At 75.1% G+C, this 10,164-nt stretch carries 7 protein-coding genes; 1 reads left to right on the top strand and 6 read right to left on the bottom strand.

Annotated elements, in window-relative coordinates; translation table 11 throughout:
* Positions 1-246: 246 nt before the first annotated feature.
* On the top strand, positions 247-1,296 hold the full coding sequence (locus AAT21_RS05930; RefSeq protein WP_157879633.1) for a hypothetical protein: 1,050 nt from the start codon (positions 247-249) through the stop codon (positions 1,294-1,296).
* Positions 1,297-1,320: 24 nt separating this feature from the next.
* Here the strand turns inward: AAT21_RS05930 and AAT21_RS05925 are convergent, their stop codons facing one another.
* From AAT21_RS05925 to AAT21_RS05900, 6 genes are all read right to left on the bottom strand, one after another.
* The gene (locus AAT21_RS05925) at positions 1,321-2,943 is read right to left on the bottom strand and encodes a GTPase (RefSeq protein WP_046775718.1); all 1,623 of its coding nucleotides are present in this window, start codon (positions 2,941-2,943) and stop codon (positions 1,321-1,323) included.
* Positions 2,940-4,892 (bottom strand): dynamin family protein, encoded by a 1,953-nt coding sequence (locus AAT21_RS05920; RefSeq protein ID WP_046775717.1) that lies wholly within the window; start codon positions 4,890-4,892, stop codon positions 2,940-2,942. The genes AAT21_RS05925 and AAT21_RS05920 overlap by 4 nt, the downstream gene beginning before the upstream one ends.
* On the bottom strand, positions 4,889-6,394 hold the full coding sequence (locus AAT21_RS05915) for a hypothetical protein (protein WP_046775716.1): 1,506 nt from the start codon (positions 6,392-6,394) through the stop codon (positions 4,889-4,891). The genes AAT21_RS05920 and AAT21_RS05915 overlap by 4 nt, the downstream gene beginning before the upstream one ends.
* A gap of 5 nt (positions 6,395-6,399) precedes the next feature.
* The gene (locus AAT21_RS05910) at positions 6,400-7,461 is read right to left on the bottom strand and encodes a hypothetical protein (protein ID WP_046775715.1); all 1,062 of its coding nucleotides are present in this window, start codon (positions 7,459-7,461) and stop codon (positions 6,400-6,402) included.
* Positions 7,462-7,522: 61 nt separating this feature from the next.
* Entirely contained in the window at positions 7,523-8,419 is an 897-nt protein-coding gene (locus AAT21_RS05905; protein WP_046775714.1) for a TRAFAC clade GTPase domain-containing protein, read from the bottom strand.
* 87 nt (positions 8,420-8,506) lie between these two features.
* On the bottom strand, positions 8,507-9,781 hold the full coding sequence (locus AAT21_RS05900) for an Hsp70 family protein (RefSeq protein WP_052757663.1): 1,275 nt from the start codon (positions 9,779-9,781) through the stop codon (positions 8,507-8,509).
* Positions 9,782-10,164 lie beyond the last annotated feature (383 nt).

The following is a 10,164-nucleotide window of genomic DNA, read 5'->3' as shown; positions in this document are numbered from 1 at the left end:
CTGCGTCCTCCTCAACAACGCCGCCTTCGACAAGGTCCGCGAACCCGGCAAGAACCTCATCCGCCGCGCCCGCATCGAACGCGTGAACTGACCTGTGGCGCAGGCCCGTTGCCGGGCCGCCGGCGCCATGGCGGGGAAAGGGGCGAGCCCTCCCCGCCATGGCGCCGACCCGTGCGAAAGGCCCCCGCGGGCCCCTGGCGGGACGCTAGCCTGGGCGGGCCGGACGCTCGAAGCAGGGGGATGCCGATGGCGGGCCTCGGGACGGGAGCACAGGGCGGCAGACAGCGCCGACTGTGCCTGATCGTGGACGTGGAGAAGTACAGCGGGCGCAGCCATCGGGCCCAGATGCGGGTGCAGGACGGCGTCGCCCAGGCCCTGGACTACGCCTGCGAGCGCGGCGGGGTACGCCGGCAGGAGTGCGCCCTCCAGGACCGCGGTGACGGTCAGCTGCTCCTGCTGCCCGCCGGGGTGGACGAGGCGAAGGCCGTACCCGGACTGGTGCGGGGGCTGCGGGACATGCTGCCCGTCCTCAACGCCCGGGCGGCGGACGACGAGCAGATCCGGCTGCGGGCCGCACTCGCCCAGGGATCGGTGGAGCGGGCACCGCTGGGCTTCGTCGCCTGGTCGGTGGAGCTGGCGTCGCGGCTGCTGGACTCCGCGGAACTGCGTACCGCGCTCGCGGAGTCGGCGGACAGCGACATGGCGCTGATCGTGTCGGCCGACCTGTACTCGGACACCTTCGCGACCGGCGCGGGCGGTCTGACCGGATCCGCGTTCCGTCCGGTGCGGGTGGACATCCCGGAGAAGCGGTTCTCGTCCGACGCGTGGATCAGCGTGCTGCCCCGTGGGCGTACGGCTCCCCTCGGGGTGACCGTACCCCCGCTTGGCAGCCGCCCGGCGCGGCGCGGCCGCGGGGTACTCGCGGGCGGCGCCGCCCTCGGCGTGTCCGGGGCGTACGTCCTGGTGCGGGCACAGCACCAGCCGGATACCGGGGACCACTCCACGGACCCGCACGGCCACGGCGGCCACGACCTGCATGAACTGCACGACCAGCACGAGACCCACGAGGCACACGTCGACCGGACCGGTGGGGAGCTCGCGGACACGGACCACGACGGCCACGCGGGCGAACAGCCCTGGGACGACGGGTACCTCACCGAGCACGAGGTGATCGAGGCGGCCGACGGGACCGGCTACACCTCGGTATCGCACTACGTGCACGGCGAGAACGGCCACGAGCCCGACCCGCACCCCGCGCCGCACTGGGACGACGACCACGGCCAGGACCGGTGGTGAGCACAGGGAATCAGCAGGCAGGCATCAGGGGGCGGCGGCCCTGAAGTAGAGCTCCTCGCACAGCTCCCGGGCCGTGCGGGCATGGCGTCGCAGGACCCGCGACGGCTCCGATTCCAGCTGACGCCACCGGGCCGCCGCCTCGGCCGCCGTACGGGCCGCACGGGTGACGTCCGATGTCGTCGTACCGGCGGACGGTTCCGGCAGGCCGAGGCAGGCGGATGTCGTGGCGCCGGTGGCCAGGCGGAGCAGGGACGCGGTGTCCGGCTCGGACAGGCGCAGGCGTCCGGCTGCGAAGTCGGCGAGTGCCGGGGCCAGTTCGGTCTGTCTCAGCAGGGGATGGCGGCGCAGTGCCGCGGCGCCCGCCCGTAGGTCGTCGAGGGCGCGGCGGGCCGCCGGGGCCAGGGCGTCGTCGGCGAGCGCGGTGCGCGCGGCCTCGTCGATCAGGCCGAGGGCGGCCGCGGCCCGCAGCCGGTCGGCGGCAGCGACGAAGCGCTGCCGGATCTCGTCCAGGAGCGCGTCGACGCCCGAGGCCGTCCGCAGCGCCGTCAGCAGTGCCCGGGCGCCGGGGTCGGCCAGGGTGCGCACGGCGTCCACGGCGGCGCCGGTGCCGTAGCAGCCCAGGAGGTCCAGCACCCGGGCCCGGCCGGTCGCGTCGAGGGGGCCGTCCGGCCAGTCCAGGAACTCCTGGGAGGAGTACAGGGCCCGGCCCAGGTCGTCACGCGGCGCGGTCGCGAGCCGCCGCAGCAGGGCGGCGTCGGCCTCGGTGAACTCCTCGCCGAGCGCCGTCTGGGCCAGCAGTCCCGCCACGGGCACGACACCGGACAGCAGGCCGGTGAGCCGGGTGGTGTAGGTGGCGGCGACCCGGCGGGCCCGGGGCCAGGGGTCGCCGGTCCCGTCGCCGAGTTCGTCGATGCGGCTGAGGACGCCGACCACGTTCAGGGCGGTCATCCGGTCGTGGGCCTGGCGGCGCAGCGACTCCAGAGCCTCCGCGTCCCCGGCGCCGGGGTGCGGCATGACATACAGCAGGGCGTCGGCGGCGCCGAGGGCGCGCAGCGCGACGCCGTCGAGTCCGCTGAGGGTGTCCATGCCGGGGGTGTCCACCAGCGTCCACGGGCGGCGTGGGTCCTGGCCGCCCGCGGTCTCGACGACGATCTCCTCGATCTCCTCGCGCGTCGAACCGAGCAGGGTCGTGTCACGGGGGACACCGCCGCCGGGACGGCCGGGCACGTGGTAGCGACGGCCGTCGGTGCGGCGCACCTCCAGGCGGTTCTGCACGCCGCCGCGGAACCAGGCGACCAGCGTGGTGCATTCGGTGGCTCCGGTGGCGGCCAGCCGGCGGCCGAGCAGGGCGTTGACGAGCGTCGACTTCCCCGCGTTCATCCGGCCGCCCACGGCGATGCGCAGGCCGGGCTCGGCGAGGCGCTGCCGTACGGCGGCCAGTGCGGAGGCGACGGGCCCGCCGGGCGGCAGGTGCGGGACGGCGGCGCGGCACAGGGCGTCGGCGCGCCCGCACAGCTCACCCACCGGTTCCGCCGCGGAGGCGGAACCGGTGGGGCCAGTGGGACCGACGGGGCTGGTGGGGCTGGTGGGGCTGGTGGGGCTGGTGGGGCTGGTGGGGCTGGTGGGGCTGGTGGGGCCGACGATCATACGGGCTCCGGTTCCGGCTCGGGCTCGGCCTCGGGCTTCGGCCCCGGTACGGCCGCTGCGGCGGCCGCGGCCGCCGCCGGGTGACCGATGGCGGAGGCGAGATCACGGCCCCTTGCGATCAGCTCGCCCAGGACCGCCGAGCGGCGCCGGGCGGTCTCACGATCCTTGGCGAGCTGTTCCCGGCCGGCCGCGAGATTGCGCTGGAGTTCCTCCAGTTCACCCTCCAGGAGCGCGCGCTGGGCGGAGACCTGGTCGGTGATGCGGGCGGCGATGCGTTCGCTGACGTCGTCGACGGTGCGGGTGATCTCCGGGGGGATCTCGGTGGTGAGTTCGGCGACCAGGCGGTGCGCGTACCGCATGGCGTCGCCGCGTACCCGGCCGAGGTCGGTACGGCGCTTGCGGCGGTTGGACAGCAGCGCGATCATGCCGAATCCGGCGGCGAGCGGCAGCAGGACCCCGCCGGTGGCCAGCGCCGTCACGGTGGCCGCGAGACCGCCCGCGCCCCAGGCCGGCATGACCCGCTCGACGAGGGCGAGGGCGCCGCGGTTGTCGTGGCCGGTGCTCACCAGGGTGGGAAGCGCGTCCAGCCGTTCGGGGCGGGCGAGGGCGAGTTCGGCGACGGCGGGACCGGCGTCCAGCCGGCACTGGTGCTCCATGAGGGCGACGAGCCGGGCCACCCCTTCCCGGGTGGCGTTGTCCAGGTCCAGCCAGACGGCCTCGACACCGGCCTCCAGGTCCCGGGGCAGTTCGGTGGCGAGGTCGGGGCCGGAGGACGCGGCGATCTTCTCCTCGGCGAGCTGGCGCAGGTCGTTGACGTTGCGCTGGAAGCCGACGCGGAGCCTGCGTTCCAGCTCGCGCGAGGCCTGGCGGAGGTTGCCGCGCCAGGTGGCGTCGGAGCGCTGGAGGGCGCGCAGGGCGTCCCGGTGGCCGCGTACCTCGTCCTGCAGGGTGGGGTCCTGGGCGAGGGAGCGCAGCCGGCGTTCCTGTACGGCGGCGAGCGGGGCGAGTACGGACAGGGTGACGTGCAGGGCGTTGGCGAGGCGCAGCGCGGCGGCCTCCTCGGCGATCCGGCCGGACAGCGCCTCGGTCAGCGGACCGAAGCCGCTGGCCTCCAGGCGGCGCACGGCGGTCTCCCGGTCGCCGGCGGCGGCCGCCGCGTCCGCGTCGTCCTTGGCGCGGCTGCTGACGGGGAACCAGGGAGCGGCGGCGTAGCGGGGGGCGTGCTCGGCGAGCAGGGCGCGGTTGCGCTCCAGTACGGCGGGCCACTCACGGTACTTGTCGGTCTGGGTCAGGACGAAGACCACCTCGGCGATGCGTTCGGTGGCCTGCTCCAGGAAGCGCAGTTCGGAGGCGGTCAGTTCGCTGGACCCGTTGACGACGAAGACGAGGGCGTCGGCCTGGGAGAGGGTGGCCATGGTGATCCGGGCGTGGCCGGCGACGAGCCCGCCGACGCCGGGGGTGTCCACGAGGGTCAGCCCGGAGGCGAGCAGGGGGGCGGGGACGCCCACCTCGACGTGGTGCACGTCGTCGCGGCGGGCGGTCTGCGTGACGGGGTCGACGGCGGCGTACTCGGCGATGTCGGCCGGGTCGACGGTGACCGGGGCGGAGCCGCTGGTCAGGTGGGCGACGGCGGTGGGCCGGTCCGCGTGCCGGACGACGAGGTGGACGCCGGTGGCGACGTCGACCTCGACGGGCAGCAGGCCGCGGTGCCCGACCAGGGCGTTGATCAGGGAGCTCTTGCCGCGCTTCTTCTCGCCGACGACGACGAGGGAGGCGGCGCCGGAACGGATACGGGCGGCCTCGGCGCGGACGGTGGCGGCCGCCTCCGGGGAGAGGGGCGGGCCGTCCGGCCCCTCGGAGCGGGCGGCGCGGTCGAGGAGCACGGCGGCGTCGGCGACGAGGCGCAGTACCTCCGCGGCGCGGGGGTGGGTGTGGCGGATGTCGGTCATGCGGTGCCTCCTGGGTCGCTGCGGTGCGGGTGGCCGGGGCCGGCCGGCCCATCGGCGTCGGGGGTGAGCGCCCCCCAGGCCCCGGGCCCGGGTGCCCGGGCGCTGCCGGAACCCGCCCCCTCGTCCTCGACGTCGCCCTGGTCGCGGCCCGAGCCCGCGCCGTCACGGCCCGCACCGGGCACGGCTGCAGCGCCGCCACCCTCGGCGGCGGTACCGGGCCGAACGAACCCGCCGGGGGCGGAGGCCGGTCGGGGCTCGGCGGGCCTCCCGTCCTCGGCCGACGAGGCGGTACCCGGCCGGGCGAAGCCACCCGAGCCAGCAGCTGACGGCCCGCCAGGCTCAGACGTGACGCCTCGGCCCTCGGCGGCCGTGCCCGGGCGGGCGGCGCCGCCAGAGGCGGCGGGGTTTGCGGGCTCGGTCGACGAGGTCGTGCCCGGGGTGCCGAAGGCGCCGAAATAGCCGTCGAACGAGGCCTCTTCGGCGTCGACCTCGCGGGGGCGGCCGAGGAGGCTCCGGGCGGGCGGCTCCGGCTCGTACGCCGCGCCGCCCGTCAGGTGCGCGGGGCGGTGCGGGGTGCCGCCCCGCTTCGCGGGCCGGGGGCGCCCGGCCGGTGGCGCGGTGTCGGAGCGGTCCCCGTCGATCACGTGGCGCAGGGCTTCGGCCATCCACCCCAGGAAGCCCTTCCCCTCCTTCTCCCGGGAGTGGCGCGCCGGCTTCTGCACCCGCTCCCCCGCCCGCTCCCCCGCCGGCTTCGGGGCCGGCTCGGGGGCGCGGGCCGGGGCCTGCGGGGCCGGGCGCGGCGCCCGGCGGTACTCGGTGACGTCCGCGCAGCAGGCGTGCGTGAGTCCCGGCTCGCGGGCGTCGCGCGACTGCTGCCAGCCCGTGGTCAGGACGCAGTCCGCCGTCGGTCCGGCGGCGAGCGCGGCGTCCCACAGGCCGGGGGCCTGCGCCGCCGGCAGCAGGTGGACGTCCGCGGCGTGGGCCGCCGGCCAGCGCGCCGCCGCCGCGGGGTCGGCCGGCCGTCCGCGGTCCGGCCAGGGGGCCGGTTCCGCGGTGCTCGCAAGTGTCACCGCGTCCGGTTCCCGGGCGGCCTCCCAGACCGGGGCGGCCCAGGCCCGGTAGGTGTCGCCTGCCCATTGCGGGAAGGACGCCTCCAGTTCGTCGAGGCCGGGCAGGTCGTGCGCGGCCGACGGGTCCGGGTGGTGCCAGCCGACGAACCCGTACAGCGGCCTGCCGTGCTCGTCGTACGCCATCGCCGGCCCCAGCAGCGGCATCCGGCAGGCGGCGCCGACCAGGACCCCGCGCCCACCCCGGTACAGGACGAAACGCGGCCCGGCGTCGAGCCGTGCGCCGCCGGCGACCACCGCGAGGACCGTGCGTCCGAGCGTTCCCCCTGACGTCTCCCCTTCGGGAAGCGCCCGCCACCAGCGGTCGATCCGGTACGTCCGGCCGTAGACGACGGCCGACCAGCCGCCGTGTCCTCGCGTGTGCTCCCCGGACATCGCCGTCAGCCGCCGATCTGGAGCTTGCCGGAACGGTAGATGGGCATGTTCCGCAACTCCTCCACCAGTTGCTCGGCCCGGACGCGGGCTGCGTTGACCCGTGCCTGCGCCTCGCCGTGCTGTTCCCGGACCGCGGCGATCTCGGCGTCCCTCCGGCTGATCTCGTTCCTCTTGAGGAAGTTCTTGATCACGCCGCCGCTGCGCAACCCGTCCAGCTCCTGCGCCTGTTCGTCGAGCTGCCGCTCGACGGCACGCACAAGCTCCTCGCCGTGGCGGACGATGCCCTCGTCGAGGTAGTGCAACAGGGCGAAGATCATGGGATGGTGCAGGTTCTGCGGGTCGACGAGAGCGGGGTCGACCGTGACGGACGCGGGGTCGCCGAAGCTGCCGAGCTGCACCGGGCAGAGCATCGCCGTGACGCCTTCGGAGTCGATGACCTTGACCAACTTCGACAGGTTGCGCGCGGTTTTCTCCAGCGCCTCGGGGGTGGGCAGTCCGGAGATCTTCCCGATCAGGTCGGCCTTGGTGACGAGCACGACGATCGAGGGCGAGGGCTCGCCCCGCTGCCTGCGCCGGTCGCAGAGGTTGGAGATGGCCCGGGAGAAGCGGGCGATCCGCATGGGGTCGGCGGCGGGGTTGAGGTGGGCCGGGGTGTCGTCGGCGACCCAGCGGCCCACGTGCTGCCCGTCCAGGACGAGGAAGATGCTGTCGGAGCGGTCCAGTCGCTCGGTCAGGGCGGGGATGTCGGCGGGGGCGCCGTCTCCGCCGCGTTCGGTGGCCGCCCCGCCGCGGAAGTCCTGGCAGTCGAAGTCGACCAGCGAGGTCACGCCGTGCCGGAGGACGAACTCGTAGCCGATCGGCTCCTCGTTGTTCGGCGCGGGCAGACTGCCGTCCGCGCACAGGTTCTCCCAGGCCTCGGCGAGGTCGAGGTCGGTGTCCGGGTCGGTGGCGTACATGAAGTAGCCGCGCAGGCCCATCGACAGGGTGGCGTACATGCCGAGCAGGTACGTGGTCTTGCCGGAGCCGGTGGCGCCCAGCATCGTCATGGTGATCCGGTGGTCGCTCATGGGCGGAGTTCTCCCGTTTCGGTGGCGCGGGGCGGGCACGGGTGCGGAGGGCGGCTCGGAATCAGAACCACAGGACGTCCTGCAGGAGGCCTTCCAGTCGTTCGGCCGGTTCGAAGAGAGGTTCCAGCAGCTGGTACTCGGCCTGTGCGGCACGCTCGTGGCGGGCCCTGATCTCGGCCCAGGAGTCCTCCTCCTTCCACCAGCTGGAGATCCGGTCCCAGGGGGTGTCGTTGGCGGCGGCGCGCCGGGCGGACGCGAGGGACTCCTCGATGGAGGTGTGCAGGGCCAGGCCCCGTCCGACGATGCCGTGGTGCAGGCTCCACAGCACCGGCACGGCGACGTTGACCGGTTCGGGGCCGCAGGCCACCAGCGCCAGCGCGCCGCGCAGGTGCTGGGTCCTGGCCACTCCTTCGATGAGGCCGTCGAAGGGCTCCACGAGCCGTTCCAGCAGGCCCGACCGGTCCAGGTCGAGCAGGTCGCTCTTGGTGAACGCGATGACGAGCGGCGTGAGCTGGTCGCCCCGGGCCTCCAGGGCCCGCTGGACCAGGACGGTCATCCGCCGCATGTGGCGGTGGGACCCGCCGTCGGTCAGGAGCCGGTGGGCGTCGACGAATACGACGATGCCCTGGGCCTGGACGAGGTCCTGCTGGAGCTGGCCGGCCTGTTCGCTGTCGGCCTGACGTTCCGTCAGGGCCCCGCCGCGGTAGTCGCGCCAGCGGAAGGGCAGGACATCACGGCCCTGGTACTGGAGGATGAAGTCGAAGACCTGGCGCCTGCTGCTCATGTTGGGGTAGCGGCCGCGCAGCACGGCCTCGGCGGCGGAGGTCAGCGCGCCGTGGACGAGCACGTCGTCGGTGCGCAGGCTGAAGCCCTGGATGCCGTCGCGCATCGCGGCGTACATGAGGGAGACGTAGGTGGTCTTGCCTGCCGCGCTGTGGCCCAGCATGACGATGTCCATCGGGCTCCTCGGCGTCGTGGATCGTGCGGTCGTGGGTCGTGGGTCGTGGGTCGTGGGGAGAAGTGATGTCGGCGGATGTTTCGGATGTCAGGAATGCGGGGGCGGGGTGAAGCCGAAGCCCAGGTCGCCGTCCGGGTTCAGATAGCGCCGGACGCGCCCGCCCGGGGCCGCGCCGCCGGACGCGAACGCCGGCCCCGCGGCCCGCGCCGTCGAGGGCTGCGGTGCGGAGGGCTGCGGTGCCGGCGGCAGGACCGCCAGGGCGCCGAGGACGACCGCCGACTTGGGGTCGGCGGTCAGCAGCGGCAGCCGGCCGGTCCGCTCGGCGATCAGGTCGGACACCCGGGGGGTGCGGCTGGCGCCGCCGGTCAGGACGATCTCGTGGATGTCCCCGTCGCCGAGCCCGGCGTCGGCGACGGTGGCCGCCAGCAGCTCGTAGCTGCGGGCGAGGAGGGGTTCCGCGGCGGCACGGTACTCGTGGGCGCGGATCAGGAAGGGCCGCGGGTAGCCGGGTACGGCGATGTCCACCGAGCCGGTCTGCGAGAGCGCTTCGCGCGCCACCGTCAGCTCCCGCCCGAGCGCGGCCCGCTGGGCCGCCGCGGGCGGCCCGGGGTCCTCCCAGAGGTCGTGCCAGGGGCTGGGGTCGCGGTCCGCGGCCCGTTCGCCGAGCAGGTCGCGCAGGCACTCGTCGAGGTCCTCGCCGCCGAGGTAGGGGTCGCCGCCGATGGCGACGGTGTCGAAACCGTGGGCGGTACGGCGCAGCACCGCGGTGTCGAAGGTGCCGCCGCCGAGGTCGTAGACGGCGACGGCGCCCCCCTCGGGCACGGCGTGGACCTGGCCGTGGTGCAGGGCGGCCGCCACCGGTTCGGGCAGGAAGCCTGGGTCGGTGATGCCCGCCCGGTCGGCGGCGTCGGCGAGCCTGCCGAGTTCGGCGGTGCCCCAGCGGGCGGGGTGGGTGAGGACGGTACGGACGGGCGCGCGGCCGTCGTGGGTGGCGCGGGCCTCGGCGTACACGCGGCGCAGGACCGCGGCGGCCAGTTCCGCGGCCGGCACGGACCGGCCGCCGAGCAGCACCGCCGACTGCCGGGCCAGGGCCCGCTTGGGGGCACGTTCGGCCTGTTCGGGATGGTGCGCGGCGCGCTGCTGGGCGGCCCGGCCGGTGAGGAGGACGCCGCTGTCGTCGAGGCAGACCAGGGCCGGCAGGCAGCGGCTGTTCTCGATTTCCAGGGAGCGGGGAGCGACGCCCCCGCCGGCGGCCTCGTCCCCGAACGTGGCCGCCGTGGTGAAACAGGTGCCGAAGTCGACGGCGAGCGACCACTCACGCTCCCCTCGCCCCGCGTGGGCGGTGCCCCTGCCGTTGGCCACAGCTCCCCCTGGGTGACGTCGTCCCGCTCCCTGGCCCGGCACACCCCGCACCGGGAGCCCCATCGTGCTCCGGCAGCGGCGTCGAGATCCGGTCAGGTGAGGTAATGCGGGCACCCGCCGGGAATCCTCCGGGCCGGGCGGTCCGGAAGCCGCCGGGCCAGGAAAAGTGACTGGTGAGTAGGCGAGTTGGGGCGGGCAGCGGTCCGTGGTGCGGATGGGGAATGTCTCGCTCCACCGGCTCGCTGCATTGCCTTCTCCGGTCTGTCCATCTGATCCCCGGACAACTTCTGTGTGCGCTAGGTTCCTCGCACTGGCACCGCCCCGTGCACGAGCGGGCGTGAAAGCCGAGGGGGCTCCCATGCGCATGCACACACCATCCAGCT

It is taken from the genome of Streptomyces yangpuensis (genome assembly GCF_001005295.1).
Taxonomy (GTDB): domain Bacteria; phylum Actinomycetota; class Actinomycetes; order Streptomycetales; family Streptomycetaceae; genus Streptomyces; species Streptomyces yangpuensis.
This window is presented reverse-complemented; position numbering and strand designations above follow the sequence as displayed.